Source organism: Burkholderia pyrrocinia, assembly GCF_003330765.1.
In the GTDB taxonomy this organism is placed as follows: domain Bacteria; phylum Pseudomonadota; class Gammaproteobacteria; order Burkholderiales; family Burkholderiaceae; genus Burkholderia; species Burkholderia pyrrocinia_B.
The window spans coordinates 105,788-127,537 of record NZ_CP024904.1; the positions used below are offsets into that span (position 1 = coordinate 105,788).

Below are 21,750 nucleotides of genomic sequence, written 5' to 3' on the forward strand. Positions count from 1 at the left end.
CGAAGGCGGCCGGCGCGCGCGTTACGCGCGAACGGCAACTCGGTACAAGGTGGTCTGTCGATAGACGGTGCCCGGATGAAGGATGACGTCGTCGTGCAGGCCGGCCATGTTGACCTGATCCGGAAAGCCGCCCGCTTCGACGCATAGCGCGGCGTGTCGCGCGCAACGCGTGCCACCGCTCACGCGCACGCCGTCCAGATAGTTGCCCGTATAGAGTTGCAGGCCCCGCTGATCGGTCGACACGATCAGCTCGCGGCCGCTTTCCGGATCGTAGATGCGTGCGACGGGCCTCACCGCGCGCGCACCGTCGCGCAGCACGAAGCAGTGATCGAAGCCGCGCGCCCGCGCCAGTTGGGCATGCGGCCAGTCGAGGCGCGCGCCGAGCGGCGCGCTCTGCCGGAAATCGAACGCCGTGCCGGTCACGTCCGCGGTGCCGGTCGGGATCAGCGCGTCGTCGACTTCGAGGAAGGCGTCGGCGTCGATGCTCAGCACGTGGCCGCGCACATCGCTGCCCGCGCGGCCGCTGAGGTTGAAATAGCTGTGATTCGTCAGGTTGAGCGGCGACGGTGCGTCGGTGATGCCGGTGTAGTCGATCGTCAGCGTGCCGTCGTCGTCGAGCGCGTAGCGAACCTGCACGCTCACGTTGCCCGGAAAGCCCGCGTCGCCTTCGGGCGAATCGAGTCGCAGCGTCAGCCCGCCGCAGTCGTCGACGACTTCCCAGCGCTGGCGGTGAAAACCGTTTGCGCCGCCATGCAGCAGATTGCCGTTCTCGTTGCGATCGAGCAGGTAGTCGACGCCGTCGAGCGTGAAGCGCGCGCCGGCGATCCGGTTCGCCCAGCGGCCGATCGTCGCGCCGAGATAGGCGCCCGATTCGACATACTCGGCGGGCGTGTCGTGCGCGAGCACGATATCGGCGAAGCGTCCGGTGCGATCGGGCGCGAGCCACGACACGACGGTCGCGCCGAGGTCGCTGACGACGACGCGCATCCCGTGCGTGTTGCGCAGCGTGTAGCGCCGCACCGCGTCGCCGTCGGGCAGCGTGCCCCACGGCTCGGAACGCACGCGTGCGACGCCGGGCGTCAGGCGGGAGGAATCGGTATCGATGTGCATGGGTGGATTCGATGTGAACGGCGAGATTCAGTGCGCTGTGACGGCGCGTTCCTGGTATTCGCGCGGCGTGCAGCCCAGCTCGCGCCGGAACACCGCGTACATGTACTGGAGCGACGTAAACCCGCAACGGATCGCGACTTCCGCGCTCGACACCTGCCGGCCCGCGAGCAGCGCCTGCGCCGCTTCGAGCTTGTGGCGCAGGATTTCCTGGTGCACGGTGCGCTGCAGTTCGCGCCGGAAGTGCTCTTCGAGCAGCGAGCGCGATACGCCGACGTAGTCGGCGACCTGCTCGGTCTTGATGCCCTGGCACGCGTACTGGCGAATGAAGTGGCGCGCGCGCATCACGTGCGGGCTCGCGAGCGGTTGGTAGCGGGTCGATTCGAGCACGTTGATCCCGACCGGCGGCACGAGAATCCGCCGGTCGGGAAAACGCGCGCCGCGCAGCATCTGGTGCAGCAGGTGCGCGGCGGTACGGCCCATTTCCTCGGTGCCCTGGATGACGGACGACAGCGGAATGCGTGTCAGCGTGCGCGTGAGCGGATCGTTGTCGATGCCGATGATCGCGACCTGTTCCGGCACCGCGAGGCCGGCGATCAGGCACGCCTGCAGCAGGTGCCGCGCACGCGCGTCGGTCACCGCGATCACGCCGACGGGCTTCGGCAGCGCATGCAGCCAGCCGATCAATCGCTCGATCGCGTGGTTCCACCCCGATGCGCTCGTCGACAGCCCGCGGTAGATCGGCGCATCGAGCCCGTCCGCGCGTGCGAGCCGGTCGAACGCCAGCTCGCGCTGCTGCGCCCAGCGGTTCTGCTGCGCGACGGGCAGGCTGTACATCGCGAAGTGCGGCAGCCCGGCGCCGATCAGGTGCGTGTAGGCGAGCGACACGAGCTTCGGGTTGTCGGTCGCGATATACGGCACGCCGTCCGGATACTGCGCCGGATGCTCGTACGACGAGCCGACCGCGACGATCGGCAGCGGCGAACCGGCGAGCGCGTCGGCGACGGCCGGATCGTCGAAGTCGGCGATGATGCCGTCGCCGTCGAAGCGCTCGATGCCGGCGAGCCGGCAGCGGAAGTCGTCTTCGAGGAACAGGTCCCAGACCACGCGCGTCGAGCGAAGGTACTGGCCGATGCCGCTGATGATCTCGCGGTCGTAGACCTTGTTTGCGTTGAACAGCAGCGCGATGCGGTGCGGCGTCTGGGCGGAAGGGGCGCGGGTCATCTCGGTCTCGAAGCGCGCGCACCGAGGTGTCGCGCCGTTGTCTCCGGGCGCGCGGGCAGTGCCGCGCGGCTGTATGGTGTCCGGCGATTGTAGGACGGAACGCGCGCGGTGCGCAGTGCGCTGGCAAGAAACGTTAAGCCTCCTGCGCAATTTCGCAATTGCGGGCACGGGGGCGCGGGGGCACGATCCAGCCAGACCGAATTCGGCCCGCGCGCCATCGCGATGCGCGCCGCACCGCAACAAGACACCGGACGGAGACGCCATGTCGTATTTCGAACATATTCCCGCGATTCGCTACGAAGGCCCGCAATCGGACAATCCGCTTGCGTACCGGCATTACGACCGCACGAAGCGGGTGCTCGGCAAGACGCTCGAGGAACACCTGCGGATCGCGGTGTGCTACTGGCACACGTTCGTGTGGCCGGGCCACGACATCTTCGGCCAGAGTGCGTTCCTGCGGCCGTGGCAGCAGCCGGGCGACCCGCTCGAGCGGGCCCGGCAGAAGGCGGATGCGGCGTTCGAGTTCTTTACGAAGCTCGGCACGCCGTTCTATACGTTCCATGACACCGACGTCGCGCCCGAGGGCGACAGCCTGCACGCGTACGCCGAGAATTTCGCGCGGATGACCGACTATCTGGGCGAGCGCCAGCAGGCGACCGGCGTCCGGTTGCTGTGGGGCACTGCGAACGTGTTCTCGCATCCGCGCTTCGCGGCGGGTGCGGCGACCAACCCGAACCCCGACGTGTTCGCGTGGGCGGCCACCCAGGTGCGCCACGCGCTCGACGCGACGCATCGGCTCGGCGGCGAGAACTACGTGCTGTGGGGCGGCCGCGAAGGCTACGAGACGCTGCTCAATACCGATCTCGTGCGCGAGCGCGAGCAGCTGGCCCGCTTCCTGTCGATGGTCGTCGAGCACAAGCACCGGATCGGCTTCGACGGCGCGCTGCTGATCGAGCCCAAGCCGCAGGAGCCGACGAAGCACCAGTACGACTACGATGTCGCGACCGTACACGGTTTCCTCACGCAATATGGATTGCAGAACGAGATCCGCGTGAATATCGAGGCGAACCACGCGACGCTCGCCGGCCATTCGTTCCATCACGAGATCGCGAACGCGTTCGCGCTCGGTGTGTTCGGCAGCGTCGATGCGAACCGCGGCGATCCGCAGAACGGCTGGGACACCGACCAGTTCCCGAACAGCGTCGAGGAGCTGACGCTCGCGTTCTACGAGATCCTGCGCCACGGCGGCTTTACCACCGGCGGCATGAACTTCGACGCAAAGGTGCGCCGCCAGAGCGTCGATCCGGAAGACCTGTTCTACGGCCATGTCGGCGCCATCGACGTGCTCGCGCTTGCGCTCGAACGGGCGGCCGTGCTGGTCGAGAACGACCGGCTCGACGCACTGCGCCGCCAGCGCTACGCGCAGTGGGACAGCGCGTTCGGCCGCGAGATCCTGTCGGGCGGCTACACGCTGGAGCAGCTCGCCGCCGACGCGCTCGCGCGCGGCGTGAATCCGCAGCACGCGAGCGGCGCGCAGGAACGACTCGAGAACATCGTGAACCAGGCGATCTACGGGCTGCGCTGACACCATGTACATCGGACTCGATCTCGGCACGTCGGGCGTGAAGGCCGTGCTGCTCGACCGCGACGGTGCGGTACGGGCAAGCGCGAGCCGCACGCTGGCGGTGAGCCGGCCGCGGCCGCGCTGGTCCGAACAGGCGCCCCGCGAATGGTGGGACGCCGCGTGCGGCGCGCTGGCGGCGCTCGTCGCGGACGCGCGCACGGCCGGCATCGACCCGCACGACATCGGTGCGCTCGGCCTGACCGGGCAGATGCACGGCGCGACGCTGCTCGATGCGCACGGCGACGTGCTGCGCCCCGCGATCCTGTGGAACGACGGTCGCGCGGATGCCGAGTGCGCGGAGCTCGAGCAGCTGGCGCCGGCGCTGCGTGCGGTCGCCGGCAACCTCGCGATGCCGGGCTTCACCGCGCCGAAGCTGCTGTGGGTGCGCCGGCACGAGCCGGACATATTCGCGCGGATCGCGCAGGTGCTGTTGCCGAAGGATTATCTGCGCTACCGGTTGACCGGCGCGTTCGCGACCGATCCGTCGGATGCCGCCGGCACGCTGTGGCTCGATGTCGCGAAGCGCGATTACGACGACACGCTGCTCGCCGCGTGCGGGCTGTCGCGCGCACAGGTGCCCGCCGTGTTCGAGGGCAACCGCATCACCGGCACGCTGCTGCCGGCAGTCGCGCGCATGCTGGGGCTGCGCGACATCCCGGTCGTCGCGGGCGGCGGCGACAACGCGGCCGGCGCGGTCGGCGTCGGCATCGTGCGGCCCGGCGATGCGCTGCTGTCGCTCGGCACGTCGGGCGTCTATTTCGCGGTATCGGACGGTTTTCGCGCGAATCCCGAATCGGCCGTGCACAGCTTCTGTCACGCGCTGCCGGACACGTGGCACCTGATGTCCGTGATGCTGAACGCGGCCGGCTGCCTCGACTTCACCGCGCAACTGACCGGTTACGACGGCGTCGCGGCGCTGCTCGGCGATGCGGAGACGAACGCGCGCGCGAATCGCCCGTGGTTCCTGCCGTATCTGAGCGGCGAGCGCACGCCGCACAACGACGTGAATGCGAAGGGCGTGTTTTACGGGCTCACGCCCGATACGCAGCGTGCGGACCTCGCGAATGCGACGCTCGAAGGTGTCGGCTTCGCGCTGCTCGACGGGATCGACGCACTGCATGCGGCCGGGCTCGCCCCCGACAGCATCACGGTGATCGGCGGCGGCTCGCGCAGCACGTACTGGACGCAGATGCTCGCCGACCTGAGCGGCCGCGCGCTGACGCTGCGCGCGGGCGGCGAAGTCGGCCCGGCGCTCGGCGCCGCGCGGCTCGCGCATCTCGCGCTCGAACCGGATGCGCCGCTCGACGTCGTGTGCCCGCAGCCACCCGTCGTGGCTGTGCGTGAGCCCGACATGGCGCGCCACGCGTGGTATCGCGACGTGCGGCGGCCGACGTTTCGCGCGCTGTATCGCGCACTCGAAACGGTGTTTGCACAGGGCGCGTGAACGGCAGTTTGCCGGCACGGTGCCGTACGTTGAAGTGATGCGATACGGGCGGCGCATTCCGGAGATCGCCCGGCGTTCGTGAGGTTGTTCGATAACAAGGAGCGGAGACATGAAAACCGTAACGCGTCGTACCGTGTTGAGTGCGCTGGCAGGCGCCGCTACGTTGGCGGCCCTTGCGCTTGGCGCACCGCTCGCGCATGCGAGCAAGGACAAGCCGGAGATCGGCTTCTGTATCGACGACCTGCGCGTCGAGCGCTGGTCGCGCGACCGCGACTATTTCGTGGCCGCTGCAACGAAGCTCGGCGCGAAAGTGTCCGTACAGTCCGCGGACGCGAGCGAGGAGCGGCAGATCTCGCAGATCGAAAACCTGATCTCGCGCGGCGTGGATGTGATCGTGATCGTGCCGTTCAATTCGAAGACGCTCGGCAACGTCGTCGCCGAAGCGAGGAAGGCAGGCATCAAGGTGGTGTCGTACGACCGGCTGATCCTCGACGCCGACGTCGATGCGTACATCTCGTTCGACAACGAGAAGGTCGGCGAACTGCAGGCGCAGGGCATCTACGACGCGAAGCCGAAGGGCAACTATTTCCTGCTCGGCGGCGCGCCGACCGACAACAACGCGAAGATGCTGCGCGAAGGGCAGTTGAAGGTGCTGAAGCCGGCGATCGATCGCGGCGACATCAAGGTTGTCGGCCAGCAGTGGGTGCCCGAATGGAGCGCGTCGACCGCGCTGCGGATCGTCGAGGATGCGCTGACCGCGAACAACAACCGCATCGACGCGATCGTCGCGTCGAACGACGGCACCGCGGGCGGCGCGATCCAGGCGCTCGCCGCGCAGCATCTGGCCGGCAAGGTGCCGGTGTCGGGACAGGACGCGGACCTCGCGGCGGTCAAGCGCGTGATCGCCGGCACGCAGACGATGACCGTCTACAAGCCGCTCAAGCTGATCGCGAGCGAAGCGGCGAAGCTCGCGGTGGATCTCGCGAAGGGCGCGAAACCCGCGTTCAACGCGCAATACGACAACGGGAAGAAGAAGGTCGACACGGTGCTGCTGCAGCCCACGCTGCTGACGAAGCGCAACGTCGACATCGTCGTGAAGGACGGTTTCTATACCCAGGCGCAGCTGGCGAGCCAGTAACGGCGCGACGCGCGGGCAGCCCACCGGCGCGTCCGCGCGCATCCTGCGAGGCATGAACGAATGACCGAACCCTTGCTGACGATGCGCGGCATCGTCAAGGACTTCGACGGCGTGAAAGCGCTCGACGGCATCGACCTGACCGTGCGGCCCGGCGAATGCGTCGGGCTGTGCGGCGAGAACGGCGCGGGCAAATCGACGCTGATGAAGGTGCTGTCGGGCGTCTATCCGCATGGCACGTGGGACGGCGAGATCCGCTGGGAAGGTGCGCCGCTGGTTGCATCCGGCGTGCGCGACACCGAGCGCGCGGGCATCGTGATCATCCACCAGGAGTTGATGCTCGTGCCCGAGCTGTCGGTGGCCGAGAACATTTTCCTCGGCAACGAAATCACGCTGCCGGGCGGGCGCATGCACTATGCGGCGATGGTCCGGCGTGCCGAGGAACTGCTGCACGAGTTGCGGATCGACTCGATCAACGTTGCGCAGCCGGTGATGAACTACGGCGGCGGCCACCAGCAGTTGATCGAGATCGCGAAGGCGCTGAACAAGCGCGCGAAGCTGCTGATCCTCGACGAGCCGTCGTCGTCGCTGAGCGCCGCAGAGACGCGGATCCTGCTCGACATCGTGCGCGACCTGAAGCGCCGCGGTGTCGCGTGCGTGTACATCTCGCACAAGCTCGACGAGGTCGAGGCCGTATGCGACACGGTGAGCGTGATCCGCGACGGCCGCCATGTCGCGACCGAGCCGATGCGCGCGCTGACGACCGACCGGATCATCGCGATGATGGTCGGCCGCGAGATCCGCGACCTGTATCCGCGCGAGCCGCACGAAATCGGCGACGTCGTGCTGGAAGCACGCCACGTGACCTGTCGCGACGTGACGAACACGCGCCGCAAGCGGGTCGACGACGTGTCGTTCAGCGTGCGGCGCGGCGAGATCCTCGGTGTCGCCGGGCTCGTCGGCGCGGGCCGTACCGAACTGATGCAGGCGATTTTCGGCGCGTATCCGGGCGCGTGCACGGCGACCGTGCTGATGAACGGCCGGCCGCTGTCGATTCGCTCGCCTGCCGACGCGATCCGCGCCGGCATCGCGATGGTGCCCGAAGACCGCAAGCGCCACGGCATCGTGCCGCAGCTCGGCGTCGGCCACAACATCACGCTGGCGGTGCTGCGGCGTTTCGCGGCGCGCGGCCGGATCGACGCGGCCGCCGAGCTGGACGCGATCCGCACCGAGATGCAGCGGCTGTCGGTGCGCGCCGCGCATCCGTTTTTGCCGATCGCGAGCCTGTCGGGCGGCAACCAGCAGAAGGCGGTGCTCGCCAGGATGCTGCTGGCCGAGCCGCAGGTGCTGATTCTCGACGAGCCGACGCGCGGCGTCGACGTGGGCGCGAAGGCGGAGATCTACCGGCTCGTGTTCGCGCTCGCGAAGCGCGGCGTCGCGCTGATCGTCGTGTCGTCGGAACTGCCCGAGGTGCTCGGGCTGGCCGACCGCGTGCTGGTGATCGGCGAAGGCGAACTGCGCGGCGATTTCGCCAACGATGGCCTCACGCAGGAACAGATCCTCGGCGCTGCGCTGAAGCCCGGCCGGCGGCCTACCGAACCCACCGCAACGAGCGCGACATGAATTCCGAACTTTCTTCCTCTACCCCGGCGGCGCCGGACGCCGATGCGCGCAGCACGACCGGTCGTCAAACCGGCAGTCCGCTTCGCCAGGTCTTCGCGCGCTACAAGGTGCTCGCGCTGCTGTTCGCGGTCGTGGCGATCTGGGCGTTCTTCTCGGTGCTGACCGACGGCGCGTTCGTCACGCCGCGCAACGTGTCGAACCTGCTGCGACAGATGTCGATCACCGGCATGCTCGCGTGCGGCATGGTGTTCGTCATCATCGCGGGTGAGATCGACCTGTCGGTCGGCTCGCTGCTCGGGCTGCTCGGCGGCGTCGCGGCGATCCTCGACGTGAACCGCCACTGGCCGGTCGCCGCGACGGTGCCGGCCGTGCTTGTGCTCGGCGTGCTGGTCGGGCTCTTCAACGGCTGGTGGTCGACCTACCGGCGCGTGCCGTCGTTCATCGTCGGGCTCGGCGGGATGCTCGCGTTTCGCGGGATCCTGCTGGGCGTGACGGGCGGCTCGACGATCGCGCCCGTATCGGACGGCTTCGTGTTCATCGGGCAGGGCTACCTGCCGCGCGTGGCGGGGGACGGCCTCGCGCTGCTGCTGTTCGCGCTCGTCGCGCTGCTGGTCGTGCGGCAGCGCGGCACGCGGCGCCGCTACCGGCTCGCGGTCGCGCCGCTGTGGCAGGACGTCGTGAAGGTCGCCGGCGCGGGCGCGGTGCTGTTCGCGTTCGTCGCGACGCTCGACCGCTACGGCGGCATTCCGGTGCCGGTGCTGCTGCTGCTCGCGTTGCTCGGCGCATTCTCGTGGATCGCGACGCAGACCGTGTTCGGCCGGCGCATCTATGCGGTCGGCTCGAATCTCGAGGCGACGCGGCTGTCGGGCGTCGATACGGATCGCGTCAAGCTCGCGATCTTCGCGTTGATGGGGCTGATGTGCGCGTTCGCCGGCATCGTAAACACCGCGCGGCTCGCGGCCGGCTCGCCGTCCGCGGGCACGATGGGCGAACTCGACGCGATCGCCGCGTGCTTCATCGGCGGCACGTCGATGCGCGGCGGCTCGGGCACCGTCTATGGCGCGCTGATCGGCGCGCTCGTGATGGCGAGCCTCGACAACGGCATGTCGATGCTGGACGTCGACGCGTACTGGCAGATGATCGTCAAGGGCGCGGTGCTGGTGCTGGCGGTATGGATCGACGTGGTGTCGCGGTCGAACCGGCGGTGATACGGCGGTCAACGACGGAAAACATGAAACGGAACACGGTTCCCATGCCCGGCGTCTCCACGCTGGCGGCCGCGCCGCTCGCGAAGCCGCCGGATGGCTGCAAGCCGCGACGTTCGTCAAGCCGGTTGCGGCACGGGTTCCGCGTCGCCGCGGCACACGCGGTTTCGTCCCTGGCGCTTCGCCGCATATAACGCAAGGTCTGCCTGATGCGCGAGCGCGTCGACGGACGTCGGGTATGCGCGATGTCCGGTCGCGCACCCGATGCTGACCGTGAAAGCCGGGACTGCCTCGGCGAATTCGGCGAGCCGGTTGCGTTCCACTTCCCGGCGAATGGCTTGCGCGACTTTCGCGGCGCCGCTTTCATCCGTGTCCGGCAGCACCGCGACGAACTCTTCGCCGCCGTAACGCGCGGCGATGTCGCCGCGCCGCCGTGTATGGGTGCGAATGCATTCGGCCAGGAATCTCAGTGCCGTGTCGCCTTGCGCATGCCCGTATCGGTCGTTGTACTGCTTGAAGTGGTCGGCATCGATGAACAGCACGGACAGGCTGCCGTCGGTGCTGCGCTGGAGCCGTTCCCATTCGTCGGCCAGCGCGACATCGAGCGCGCGGCGGTTGTGCAGGCCCGTCAGCGGATCGGTGCGGGTGAGGTCGGTCAGCAGGGTCTGCTTGCGAAGATTGTCCCGCAACGCGAATGCGAGCAGCCAGACGACGGCGCAGAAGAGCGCGCAGATGATCGATGCCGACACGCCGACCGACCACGACATCCGTATGAAGCCGGCCAGCACGTCGTGTTCGGCTGGCGCGACGACGGCAATCAGCGGCGTGCCGGGCACCCGCTGGAACGTATAGAGCCGCAACGTTCCGTCGATGCGCGAATGGGCGGCATAGAAGCCCGCGTCCTGGCTCAGCATGCGATCGAAGGCTTTCGAACGGCGCAGGCGGACCATCTGGTGGTCGCTCAATCGCGGATTCCTGGCCAGGATGGTGCCGTCCGCGCGCAGGATCGCGCTGATGCCGTGCGGCCCGACGTTCAGTCGCGACAGCAGCTGATCGAAGTAGGCGAGGTCGATGGCGACTACCGCGATCCCGTTGAACGCGTGGTCCGGCCGTTCGATGCGCCGCGACAGCGCGATGGACTCCGTGCCGCCGCGCGAGCGCGCACGATAGGCCTCGGACACGTAAAGGCCGACATTCGCCGCGTCGCGATGAACCTTGAAGTAGTCGCGATCGCTGAAGTCCCAATGGTGAGACGGGCCGCAGCACCCGTCGATCAGCCGGCCGTACCGGTCCGTCACGCCCATGCCGGTCACGTATTGCGCTGCCGCGCGCTGGAACAGCAGATCGTGCCGCAGCCCGGCGTCCATGCGCCGGACCGCCGGCCTGCCGAGATCGGCGGCGAGCGACATCAGTGCGTTGTTGGACGTGTCGACGGTTCGCGCGATCTCGCTGACCAGCACGGCGGCGACATTGCGCGATGTCTCGTGCGCGTGCTCGACGGCTTCGTTTTTCGTGACCCAGAGCGTCATCGCGCTGATGCTCAGCGCCGCGAGCGACATCAGTGTGCCCAGCGCGCCGACGACAAGATGGTTTCGTCCCGCCCAGTCGGCGATTTTCTCGATGAAAGTGGATGCGGACATGCTCGCGCTCGTGGGGAATGCCCGGTGCGATGACCGAGGCTGCGCTGAAATCCGGGTTAACGGCAAGTCGGCGAGGAAATCGAGGTCCGCATGCGAAGCGAATCGGCGCGACGTGGCCGCAAACGTGTGCGGCCAGCCAGCCGGTTGTGCCGAATCCGGTATGTCAGCCGGGTGCGCGCGGCACGGGGGCTTCGGCTTGACGTTTCGTGGGCAATGCCGGGTCGACCGGTTCGCTCGACAGGGCGCGTATCGGAAAGAGTGGGCCGGCGACACGGCCGACCGGCGAGTCGATCGTTTTAGCAGCGAGGTCGAGATCCGGGGATTGCGCCACGATTGTCACGCGCACGTCTGCCCGTCGCCAATCCGCTGCCCTCATGCACTTTGTCGATCAACGATCGTGAAGCCCGTATCGATGCGCACCTTGTTCCCGGGTGCTTCGGGCTGCGAATCGACTGCAAGGCGCGCCAGCAGCGCCTCGGCCGTCTTCATGCCGATCGTCGTGCCATCGATGCGAACCGTCGATAACGACGGATAGACGTGTGCGGCAGTCGAGAGATCGCCGAAACCCATGACGGCAAGATCGCGCGGCACGTCGAGCCGCCGGCTGGCTGCCTCGGCAAGCACGCCTTGCGCGAGCGTATCCGAGCTGCAGACGACGACGTCCGGCGATGCCGCGGCCAGCATCCGGCTCAGGCCCTCGCGGCCGGCCTGCAAGGTCGCCGGTGCGGGCAGGACTTCGAATGCAGGCGGCGCGATGCCTTGCCGGGCCAGCTCGAGCTTCACGCTTTCGCACCGGCGCAGGCCGCGCGGATCGTCGACCGAGACGATGCCGAACCGCTTGTATCCCTTGGCAACCAGATGGCGTGCCACTTCGCTGCCGACCCGTTCGTGCGAGAACCCGATCATCATGTCGATCGGTTTGTCGGTCAGATCCCAGATTTCGACGACCGGAATGTTCGCTTTCGACAGCCGCTTGATCGTCGCCCTCGTGTGGCTCGTGCCTGCCAGCACGATGCCGTCCGGCCTGCGTCCGAGAATGGCTTCGACCAGTGCCTCTTCGCGCGCCTTCGAATAGGCGGTCAGGCCGAGCAACGTCTGGTATCCCGACGCGGCGAGCCCGTCCATGATCGCCTGGACCGTGTCGGCGAAGATCGAGTTTGCGATGGTCGGCAGCAAGATGGCCACGAGCCGGCTTCGATTGCTGGCGAGGCCGCCGGCGAGCAGGTTCGGAACATAGCCGGTCGCGCGAACGGCATCGAGCACTTTCTTCTGCGTGTCGCTGCGAACGAGTTCCGGACGATTGAGCGCGCGCGACACGGTCATCGGCGCGACGCCTGCCACGCGCGCCACGTCGATCAGCGTCACGCTTCCACTCGTGTCTGCGGCGGCAGCCGACTGGCGTTCGTTCTTTCTTGCCATCTCCATGCGTCCTGCGTTGGTCTGTTCTCACATCGTCTGCTTCGGCGGGCCGGGTTCCGTCGACATCGTGCAGCGGAAAGGGCGGGGCCTGGCGTCAGACCGGCATTAGAGCACGAAGCCGGGCGTCGCCGGGTAATGGGGCTGGAACCTGTGTTTTCCAATGTCGGTGTAAACGATGATGATTGCGCAATCATATCGACCTTGAATGATTGCGCAATCATTGTATGATCATGTCCATCGACAAGAGACATAGCGAAGATCAAGGAGACGACAGTGGCAATCGACCAGCGCGTCGGCAGGCGAACGAACGTTCGATGGTTCATCCTCGCGATGATTTTCATCGTCACGGTGTTCAACTACGTCGACCGGGCGACGTTGTCCATCGCGGCGCCCAGCCTGCGCCACGACCTGGGCTTCGATGCACTCACGATGGGGATCGCATTTTCGGCGTTCGGGTGGGCCTATACCGCGCTGCAGATTCCGGGCGGGCTCGTCCTTGACCGGCTCGGCGCGCGGCTCGTGCTCGGCGTCAGCCTGATTGTCTGGTCCGCGCTCACGTTCGTGCAGGGCTACGTGCATCTGTTCGCGTCCGCATTCGCCGCGTTGTTTGCGTTGCGATTCCTGATGGGGGTGGCCGAGGCGCCGGCGTTCCCGTGCAACAGCCGGCTCACGGTGATGTGGTTTCCGAACGCGGAGCGAGGGCTCGCCACGTCGATCTTCCAGTTGGCGCAGTACTTCGCGCTTGCCGTGTTCACGCCGGTGATGACCTATACGGTTAGCCGCTGGGGCTGGCACTACGTGTTCTTCACGACGGGCGCGATCGGCGTGCTGATCGGGCTCTGGTGGCTGAAGTCGGTTCGGGAGCCGCAGTGCGACCACCGCGTGAATGCGGCCGAGCTGGACTACATCGCGTCCGGCGGCGGGCTGCCGACGATGGGCGACAGCCCGCGGCCGTTCAAATGGCGCGAGGCCGGCGCGATCGCGGCCAACCGCATGATGATCGGCATCTATATCGGCCAGTTCTGCCTGACGTCGATCACGTGGTTCTTCCTCACCTGGTTTCCCACGTACCTGATCGAAGCGAAGGGCATGTCGATCCTCAAGGTCGGCCTGGTCGCCGCGTTGCCCGCCGTCGCCGGGTGCATCGGCGGCCTGATCGGCGGACTGTGGTCCGACTGGATGCTCAAGCGCGGCTTCAGCCTCACGGCCGCGCGCAAGACGCCGATCATCAGCGGTCTCGTGCTGTCCAGCACGATCGTCGCGGCGAACTACGTCCACTCGACCACGATCGTCATCCTGGTGATGTCCATCGCGTTTTTCGCGAAAGGCGTCGGCAATCTGGGCTGGTGCATCGTCGGCGATGTGTCGCCGAAGCATGCGATGGGCATCAGCGGCGGCATCTTCAATTTCTGCGGCAACCTCGCGAGCATCGTCACGCCGCTTGCGATCGGCTGGATGATCGAGCGCACCGGCACGTTCGAAGTCGCGCTCACGTATGTCGCGGCGCTCTCGCTGCTGGGCGCGTTCTCGTATCTCTTCATCGTCGGCAAGCTCGAGCGCATCGAAGGCGATGCGTCCGATGCGGCAGCCCAAGGCGGCGCTGCGGCCGTCTCTCTGAAGCCGACACGCAGCAGCTGACACCACGTACCGATTTTCTCTCGCCAAAGGCCCTGTTCATGCATACCTCGTCCTCCCTCGTCTCCGGCACGTCGAACGACCGGATCAAATGGGTTCGCGTCGCGTCGACGTTTCTTCCGCTGGCCAATCCGATCAGCGATGCAAAAGTGCTGACCGGCCGCCAGAAGCCGATGACGGAAATCGCGATTCTGTTCGTCGAGATCGAAACCGCCGACGGTCACCGCGGTCTCGGCTTCAGCTACTCGAAGCGGGCGGGCGGCCCGGGTCAGTTTGCGCATGCGAAGGAGATCGCGCCGACCCTGCTGGGCGAGGACCCGAGCGACATCGCGCGATTGTGGGACAAGCTTGCGTGGGCGGGCGCGTCGGTCGGCCGCAGCGGCATGGCGGCACAGGCGATCGGTGCATTCGACGTCGCGCTGTGGGACCTGAAGGCGAAGCGTGCGAACCTGTCGCTGGCCAAATTGCTCGGCGGGCATCGCGATTCGGTGCGCTGCTACAACACGTCCGGCGGTTTCCTGCATACGCCGCTCGATCAGTTGCTGACCAATACGGACGCGTCGCGCGAGAAAGGCATCGGCGGCATCAAGCTCAAGGTCGGCCAGCCGGATTGCGCGCTCGACATCCACCGCGTGCAAACCGTGCGCAAGCATCTGGGCGACGCGTTCCCGTTGATGGTCGATGCGAATCAGCAATGGGATCGGCCCACTGCGCAGCGCATGTGCCGCACGTTCGAGCAGTTCGGCCTGGTCTGGATCGAGGAGCCGCTCGACTGCTACGACGCCGAAGGTCATGCGGCACTGGCCGCGCAATTCGACACGCCGATCGCGACCGGCGAGATGTTGACCAGCGTGTCGGAGCACTGGGAATTCATCCGGTTGCGTGCGGCCGATTACCTGATGCCGGACGCGCCGCGCGTCGGCGGCATCACGCCGTTCCTGAAAGTAGCGGCGCTCGCCGATCATGCGGGACTGATGCTTGCCCCTCACTTCGCCATGGAACTGCATGTGCATCTTGCCGCCTGCTATGCGCGCGAGCCGTGGGTCGAGCATTTCGAATGGCTCGAGCCGCTGTTCAACGAAAGGCTCGAAACCCGCGACGGCAGGATGATCGTCCCCACGCGCCCGGGGCTGGGCGTGACGCTCAGCGATCGCGTCGCAGGCTGGACGGTTGACGAAGCGGAATGTGGAACCCGGGCCTGAAGTGACGCCGGCGATGTCCCCGGGCGATGACGGGGACGTCTTTCCATGCTATCCGGCCATACCAATCAATGGCGCGTTGGTGCAAGTGGCGGGTTGTGGCCAAATGCCGACCTAGGTTGTCGGTGACGCGTTGTGTCGCTTGCCAAAGCGGGCACGATAATCGCTCGGTGACACGCCTACCTGCTTGGCGAACGCGCGCTGCAGCGCGTCCACGCTTCCGAATCCTGCGCGTTCCGCTATCCGTTCGAGCGGCCAGTCGGCCCGCTCCAGCAGAGCCTTCGTGCGTTCGATCCGTGCTGCCAGGACGAACTGCGCGGGCGATCGTCCGGTTTGCTCGTGGAAATGGCGGGCGAACGTCCGCTCGCTCATGTGCAGGCGTGCTGCCAGGGCGGGCACGCTGAGATTGCCTGTCGGGTCATCGACGATGGCGGTGAGCAGCGACCGCATGCGCGGCGTCGCGTTCGCCTGAATGTCGAGTCCGACGCTGAACTGTGCTTGTCCGCCGGGACGGTGCATGAAGAGCACGAGTTCGCGTGCGACCGCGAGCGCGGTCGGTGCGCCGCAGTCTGCTTCGACAAGCGCGAGACACAGGTCGATGCCAGCCGTCACGCCCGCCGAGGTATGGAACGGTGGATCGCTGACGTAAATCGCGTCCGGCTCGACGCGAGCGTCAGGACATAGTGCCTGCAGCGTCGAACACTGGGCCCAGTGCGTGGTCGCACGTTTTCCGTTTAGCCATCCGCCTGCGGCAAGCACGAATGCACCCGTGCAGATGCTGGCGATTCGCCGCGTGTTTGCGATGCGCGTGTGCAACCACGGCAGCACACCGGCTTCCGATGCCGCGTGCCGTAGCGCAGCATCGCTGCCACCGGCGATGATGATCGTGTCGATGTGCTCGGGCAGTGCCGTGAGTGCGATCGGGCCGGCAAGTCGCAAACCGGCGTGCGTAAGGATGTCGTCGCCGAGTTGCGATGCGAGCGTGAGCCGATAGGGTTCGGCATGATCCGGCAGGTAACGGTTCGCGACCGCGAACACTTCCATCGGACCGGTGATGTCGAGCGACTGCACGCCTTCGAAGCCGACGACAACGATGTCGCGGGCCGGACGGATTGACTGAGACATGGCAGAAAGTGCGGTGGAGTTGTCCTTGTGACCGCATGCATGATCCTTGTAATGTTCCGGACGTGCAATCGATTAGCGTGGGCGGGCGATGCCGGGAAGAACGAGGAGCAGGACGACGCGCACCACGGTGGCGCTGTTTGCCTGCGTGCAGTTTTGCACGTGGGCGTGGAGTGTGTCGACGCATGCGCTGGCTGAGCGCATGTTGCCGGCCACACAAGCGCTGACGGTGTCCGCGCCAAAGGACGGGCGCAAGCGGCCGCTCGTTGCGATCGTCGCGGACAACACCGGAACGGAGACGACCGATTTCATCGTTCCCTATTCGATCCTGAAGGCGTCCGGCGCGGTTGATGTCGTCGCCGTGTCGGTCGACGCTGGGGCCGTCGAATTGATGCCCGCGCTGCGCATGCTGGCCGATACGAACTTCGACCGGTTCGATGCCGCGATACCTGCCGGGGCCGATGTTGTGATTGTGCCCGCGATGCATCGTGCCGACCGACCGGTGGTAATGGCATGGCTGCAAAAACAGGCCGCTGCCGGTGCGACGATGGTGGCGATCTGCGATGGCGCGGCGGTGCTCGCGAATGCCGGACTGCTGCGACATCGTACTGCGACGTCTCATTGGTACTCGCGCGACGGCCTGCGCCGCCGGTTTGCCGAGACGACCTGGGTTGACGATCGCCGCTACGTGATGGACGGCAATGTGATGACAACGAGCGGCGTGTCGGCGTCCGTTCCCGCCTCGCTTGCTCTGGTGAGCGCGCTTGCCGGGCCCGCGGCGGCGCGTGAGACTGCACGGAACATCGGTGTGCAAGCCTGGAACGACGATCACGACGGCAGCCGGTATGGGTTGACCGCGCGTACGATGGCGACCGCGCTGACGAATCGCGTAGCGTTCTGGCGGCACGAGACGTTCGATCTGCCGGTTGAGCCGGGTTTTGACGAATTGCCGGTCGCGTTGACCGCGGATGCGTGGGTACGGACGTGGCGCAGCGATGTCGTTGCGACGGGAGAGGGGCGGGAGGTTGTATCAAGGCACGGGTTGAGGTTGTTGACCCGGCCGGCAAGTATCGAGCACGAGCGCGTTACGATTCCGGATGGGCGGCGTGGCGATGCCGTGCTGCCCGGTGCGCTGGGAGATATAGCGGTGCGCTATGGCGCCACGACGTCAGACTGGGTTGCGCTGCAGCTCGAATACGCGAACGAATAGGATCAGGCCGGCCCGGCCGCGTCCGTCTCGGCGTCGAACGACGCATCCGCGATACGCGCGCGTTTCAGCGAGCCGGCCAGCTTCTCGATCGCGTTCAGGTCCAGCGTATCGAGGTGCTCGCGCACGTCCTGCACGAAGGCTGCATGATCCGGCTCGTCCGCATACTGAGCGAGCCAATCCTCGATATCGGTGAGCCGCCCCTCGCCGACGAGCAGGATCAGCTCGTCGAGCGCATCGGTGGGCGGGCCGTGGATCGCGTGTGCGGCGATGGCCGGTTCGGCATCGTCGGCCGGATGAAACCGCCGGACGAGCTCCGACGCCGGCACGAGCGCGTGCCCGTCGGCCGGCGCGACGATCGCGAACGAGAACGACGTGCCGACGCCCGGCCGGCTGGCGACGGCCAGTTCGCCGCCCATCGCGGCGACGATGCGCTGCGCGATGAACAGGCCGAGCCCGGTTCCGCCGTTTACGGCCTGCACCTGCTGGTAGGCGCGAAAGATGTCGCGGGTTCCGCTGATGTCGATTCCGATGCCGGTATCGGCGACTTCGAACAACAGGCGCCATGCATCGCCTTCCCGCGACGCGTGAACCGACAGCGTGACCATGCCGTCGCGCGTGAACTTCGACGCATTGGACAACAGGTTGAGCAGCACCTGCTGCAGTCGCATGCCGTCGATCGATACCGTGCGCGGCACCGCCGTGGCCGGCCGGTAGACGAACCGGTTGTCCTGCTGCGCGCACAGCGCGACCGCATAGTGGCCGATGTCGTCGAGCAGGCCGGGCAGGTCGGTCGTGTCCGGTGAAACGCCGAGCGGTTGCAGTTCTGCTTTCGTGAACGCGAGCAATTCGTCGATCAGTGCGAGCTGGTAGCGGATGCTGCGGTCGATCGACCGGATCAGCCGCGCCTGGCCGCGCGTCGCGCTTTGCAGCAGCAGCTTCGCGTAGCCGTTGATGGTGGACAGCGGCGCGCGCAGGTCGTGGCTGACATAGCCGAGCGTCTCGATCTTCTGCTGCATGTGCGTCGTCACCTGTTGCAGCGCGTCGTTGAGCGCGAGCGTGCGCTTCGCGACCTCGTCGCGCAGCCGATCCTGTTCGGTGAGCTGCCAGTGTTCGAGCCGCTTCCTCGCCTCGGTGCGCTGACGGCCCACGTGGTGGATCCACGCGGCCAGCACCAGCAGGTGCGTGGCGAGCCCGATGATCGCGACGACGGGGTTGGGCGTGATATCGGACTTCAGCCAGGACAGCATCGGCGGTAGCGCACCCAGGCCGTCGAGCGTGCGCAGCATGATGTTGAAGCTGGCGAACGTGACCGCGATCAGCATCACACGGCCCGTCGGCGTCCGGCGGATCGCTAGCGTCAGCGCGATGCCGATGTTCACGAGCGTCAGCACGGTGTTCAGCCGCACGCAGAACCACGTGAAGGTCAGCAGGTCGCCGAATGCGGCGCCGGCCATCCCCGCGCATTCGAGGCAGAGCATCGTCACGTAGACGGCACGCATCGGTAGCCGTGCCTTCTCGCGATGCGCGACCGTCAGGACGAACACGATGAAGAGCGCGATCGCCAGGTATGCGAAGATCGGCCCGCTGCGCGCGGCCCACTCGCGCGCGCCGGGCCACAGATACAAGCCCGTATAACCGCGGTACGCCGCTTCGAACAGCGTCGTGCACAAGGCGATCGCGGCCAGCAGATGGAACACGCTGCTGCGCGAAAAGAACCCGATCAGCAACGCGCACCATACGAGTGCGAGCAGCCCGCCGAAGAAACCGAAATCCCACATCGCGGCGCGCAATTCCTGCGCATTCCACGCTTCGCGGGTGAACGCCGCCGGCGCGAGCCGCATCTCCCTGCGCGACGTGACGCGTATCAGGACGGGCACCTGTTCGCCCGGACGCAGCGTCATGTCGAGTGTCGGATAGCGGGAAGGCGGGTGGTTCGCGTCGCCGCGGTCGGCCGGGAAACGGCTGTCGAGTGCCCACTTGCCGTTTTGGCCGACATAGAAGTCGACCTGGTCGACGCGCGCGTCGCGAATCACCAGCACCAGCGGGCGCGCCGCGTTGTCGCGGTTGGCCAGCGTCGCGCGAACCCACCAGGCCGACCGGGAGAACGAGACGTTGAACGAAGGTGTGGTTGCCGCGGGCGCGCCGGGAGACGGGGCGGCGAGCCGTGCGGCGACCTGGTCGACGGACATCGTCGTGCTGGCGTCCTCGAATACCGACACCGATTCCAGTTGTGCGGGGTCGGGCGTCGATGCGGCCCGGGCCGTCGCGCAGGTGACGGCCAACGCCATCAGGAGCGGCAGCAATGCGCGACGTCCGGCTGCCCAGGCCGCGTATGGCCTATGCATCGCCGTGGTGCTCCCGGGGCGTGGCGGGCGAATTGACCGCGTTGCGCTGGCGTCGCCAGTCGGACGGCGTGATGCCGAAGCGTTCGCGGAACGCCGTCGCGAAATTGCCCGGCGTGGAAAACCCGATTTCCTCGGCGATGTCGCCGATCCCCATCGACGTTTCCGCGAGAAAGTGCATCGCAGCCCGCAGGCGCGTGTCGCGCAGGTACTCGAACACGGTCTGGCCGAGATTGTCGCGGAACACGCGCGACAGGCGTTTTTCGTGCGTGCCGACTTGCCGGGCGAGATCCTCGAGCGCCGGCGGGTGGCGCAGGTCGCGCAGCAGGACGCCGCTCGCCGCGCGCACCAAGGCCGTGTCGGGATTGTCGGGAAGGTCGGGCAGATGCGTAAACGGCTGGTTGCGCCGCACGCGCTTCAGGTGATTGCGGATTCGGGCAATCACCTCCACCGGTTCGAACGGCTTGACGATGTAGTCGATCGCGCCGGTTTCGAGCCCCGCGATGCGATCTTCGAGATCGCCCGCGGCCGTCAGGATGATGACCGGGATGGACTGCGTGGACGGCGTCGACGCCAGCAGCCGGCACGCGGCGAAACCGTCCATGCGCGGCATGCGGACGTCCATCAGGATCAGGTCGGGCGCGATCGCCTGCGCACGATGATAGGCCTGCAGCCCGTCGAACGCGACGCTGATCCGGCACCGCGCGGTACGCAGGATCTCGGTCAGGAGCCGCAGGTCGTTCGGGCGATCGTCTACGACAAGAATATGTGCGCCAACGAGATCCGGCGTGGCGCGAGGCGACGCCGGACTGGACGTGCGGGATGACATGGTTGCGAATGCGTAGGGAAGCCAGACCTGGTCAGACGGGAAGCATCTTTGTGCTCGATTGTTGCAAAAAATTATATGCCGACAACGGCATCGACGGTGGGGATTCCGTGCGGTCTGTGGGGGCATGTTGGACGCGGCGCCGCGCGTTCCCGGCAACGGCAAGCGACCTGAAAGAAACGAAGTGGAAAAACATGCCGAATGCCTTTTAAATATCGGTCTTTATTTCCGCTTTAATGGGTATGAAATCGAATTTGCATGAATAATAAATTTGTGCGCGTTGTGTCGAGAAATCCGATGTGCTTGACGGAATTGAATGTCTCAATTAGCCACTCTCTTGATTAAGATTTTGTCGATGATCGGTCGAAATTTCTCTCACGTTTAAACCGGATTCGAGTCGCTATGTATGAATGTAAATGTTGTCCGCTCGGGAAAAGATTTTTTCCGCTCCGGAAAAGGTTTGTTTGGACGAATGCCCGCACACTAGGCCGGATGCGGCTGGAATCGGTTCTTTCGATACGGGCCGATTCCGCTTGAATTTTTGCCGCTGCGGCATCCCGAGACGCGACATTCAATGTGACATTGAATAATGTCATTCTCGATATGTGGGAGCGCGACAGCGGCAGGGTGATCGGCACGAGGGTAATGCAAATTTCATAATTCCGCGAATGCGTTGATATATAAGATAAGCCAGCGGGTTCTGAGGTTGGTTTGGTTGTGATGCATCGAGCAAGAAGAAATCGTCAAAGAAATTCGATCGGTTAATTGGATGCAGGGGTTGTTCGGCAAGTCGCCGATTTTCCGGAAATCCGGAAAAATCGTTTGACGGCCGGGCGGAAAGGGGTGAGTGGCTTCGCGTTGGCAACCCGGCGGTTTGTTCCACCCCGGGCGGTCGCGCGCGGCGCTCCATCGAATCAGGCGGGCACGAAAAATATGAGCACGACAAGCATGGCAGGTCAGGGTCCCGGTTCGATCGAACCGGGGCCGGCTGTCAG

General features: G+C 66.3%; 15 protein-coding genes. 8 read left to right on the plus strand and 7 right to left on the minus strand.

Translation table 11 applies throughout. From position 1 onward, the window contains the following. Positions 1 to 21: 21 nt before the first annotated feature. Both CUJ89_RS33615 and CUJ89_RS33620 read right to left on the minus strand, forming a co-directional pair. Positions 22 to 1,110, minus strand: coding sequence for an aldose epimerase family protein (locus CUJ89_RS33615; protein WP_114181789.1), 1,089 nt, complete (start codon positions 1,108 to 1,110; stop codon positions 22 to 24). A 27-nt stretch (positions 1,111 to 1,137) separates the two neighbouring features. Beyond that, positions 1,138 to 2,331: a XylR family transcriptional regulator gene (locus tag CUJ89_RS33620; RefSeq protein WP_114182434.1), complete on the minus strand. Its 1,194-nt coding sequence runs from the start codon at positions 2,329 to 2,331 to the stop codon at positions 1,138 to 1,140. Positions 2,332 to 2,593: 262 nt separating this feature from the next. Between CUJ89_RS33620 and xylA the strand changes: the two genes are divergently transcribed. From xylA to CUJ89_RS33650, 5 genes are all read left to right on the plus strand, one after another. Continuing rightward, positions 2,594 to 3,916, plus strand: coding sequence for a xylose isomerase (gene xylA, locus CUJ89_RS33630; RefSeq protein ID WP_114181790.1), 1,323 nt, complete (start codon positions 2,594 to 2,596; stop codon positions 3,914 to 3,916). A 4-nt stretch (positions 3,917 to 3,920) separates the two neighbouring features. After that, positions 3,921 to 5,399 carry a xylulokinase gene (gene xylB, locus CUJ89_RS33635; RefSeq protein ID WP_114181791.1) on the plus strand — a complete coding sequence of 493 codons (1,479 nt, stop codon included), beginning with the start codon at positions 3,921 to 3,923 and terminating at the stop codon, positions 5,397 to 5,399. A 109-nt stretch (positions 5,400 to 5,508) separates the two neighbouring features. After that, on the plus strand, positions 5,509 to 6,537 hold the full coding sequence (gene xylF / locus CUJ89_RS33640; protein ID WP_114181792.1) for a D-xylose ABC transporter substrate-binding protein: 1,029 nt from the start codon (positions 5,509 to 5,511) through the stop codon (positions 6,535 to 6,537). A 60-nt stretch (positions 6,538 to 6,597) separates the two neighbouring features. After that, on the plus strand, positions 6,598 to 8,157 hold the full coding sequence (gene xylG, locus CUJ89_RS33645; protein ID WP_114181793.1) for a D-xylose ABC transporter ATP-binding protein: 1,560 nt from the start codon (positions 6,598 to 6,600) through the stop codon (positions 8,155 to 8,157). Further along, on the plus strand, positions 8,154 to 9,365 hold the full coding sequence (locus CUJ89_RS33650; protein WP_114181794.1) for a sugar ABC transporter permease: 1,212 nt from the start codon (positions 8,154 to 8,156) through the stop codon (positions 9,363 to 9,365). Before xylG ends, CUJ89_RS33650 begins: the two co-directional genes overlap by 4 nt. Before the next feature lie 116 nt (positions 9,366 to 9,481). Here the strand turns inward: CUJ89_RS33650 and CUJ89_RS33655 are convergent, their stop codons facing one another. After that, positions 9,482 to 11,002, minus strand: a complete 1,521-nt coding sequence (locus CUJ89_RS33655) for a sensor domain-containing diguanylate cyclase (RefSeq protein ID WP_114181795.1) — start codon at positions 11,000 to 11,002, stop codon at positions 9,482 to 9,484. A gap of 372 nt (positions 11,003 to 11,374) precedes the next feature. Then, positions 11,375 to 12,421, minus strand: a complete 1,047-nt coding sequence (locus CUJ89_RS33660; RefSeq protein WP_114182435.1) for a LacI family DNA-binding transcriptional regulator — start codon at positions 12,419 to 12,421, stop codon at positions 11,375 to 11,377. A gap of 273 nt (positions 12,422 to 12,694) precedes the next feature. Between CUJ89_RS33660 and CUJ89_RS33665 the strand changes: the two genes are divergently transcribed. Both CUJ89_RS33665 and CUJ89_RS33670 read left to right on the plus strand, forming a co-directional pair. Beyond that, entirely contained in the window at positions 12,695 to 14,059 is a 1,365-nt protein-coding gene (locus CUJ89_RS33665; RefSeq protein ID WP_201752442.1) for an MFS transporter, read from the plus strand. Positions 14,060 to 14,097: 38 nt separating this feature from the next. After that, positions 14,098 to 15,258 (plus strand): L-talarate/galactarate dehydratase, encoded by a 1,161-nt coding sequence (locus CUJ89_RS33670; protein ID WP_114181796.1) that lies wholly within the window; start codon positions 14,098 to 14,100, stop codon positions 15,256 to 15,258. Between the two features lie 111 nt (positions 15,259 to 15,369). Here the strand turns inward: CUJ89_RS33670 and CUJ89_RS33675 are convergent, their stop codons facing one another. After that, positions 15,370 to 16,380: a GlxA family transcriptional regulator gene (locus tag CUJ89_RS33675; protein ID WP_114181797.1), complete on the minus strand. Its 1,011-nt coding sequence runs from the start codon at positions 16,378 to 16,380 to the stop codon at positions 15,370 to 15,372. Positions 16,381 to 16,468: 88 nt separating this feature from the next. On the opposite strand from CUJ89_RS33675, the gene CUJ89_RS33680 reads away from it, so the two are divergent. Further along, positions 16,469 to 17,587, plus strand: a complete 1,119-nt coding sequence (locus tag CUJ89_RS33680) for a DJ-1/PfpI family protein (RefSeq protein WP_415859064.1) — start codon at positions 16,469 to 16,471, stop codon at positions 17,585 to 17,587. A gap of 2 nt (positions 17,588 to 17,589) precedes the next feature. Here the strand turns inward: CUJ89_RS33680 and CUJ89_RS33685 are convergent, their stop codons facing one another. Next, positions 17,590 to 19,932, minus strand: coding sequence for a sensor histidine kinase (locus CUJ89_RS33685; RefSeq protein ID WP_114181798.1), 2,343 nt, complete (start codon positions 19,930 to 19,932; stop codon positions 17,590 to 17,592). Further along, positions 19,925 to 20,758 (minus strand): response regulator, encoded by an 834-nt coding sequence (locus CUJ89_RS33690; RefSeq protein WP_114181799.1) that lies wholly within the window; start codon positions 20,756 to 20,758, stop codon positions 19,925 to 19,927. The genes CUJ89_RS33685 and CUJ89_RS33690 overlap by 8 nt, the downstream gene beginning before the upstream one ends. Between the last annotated feature and the right edge of the window lie 992 nt (positions 20,759 to 21,750).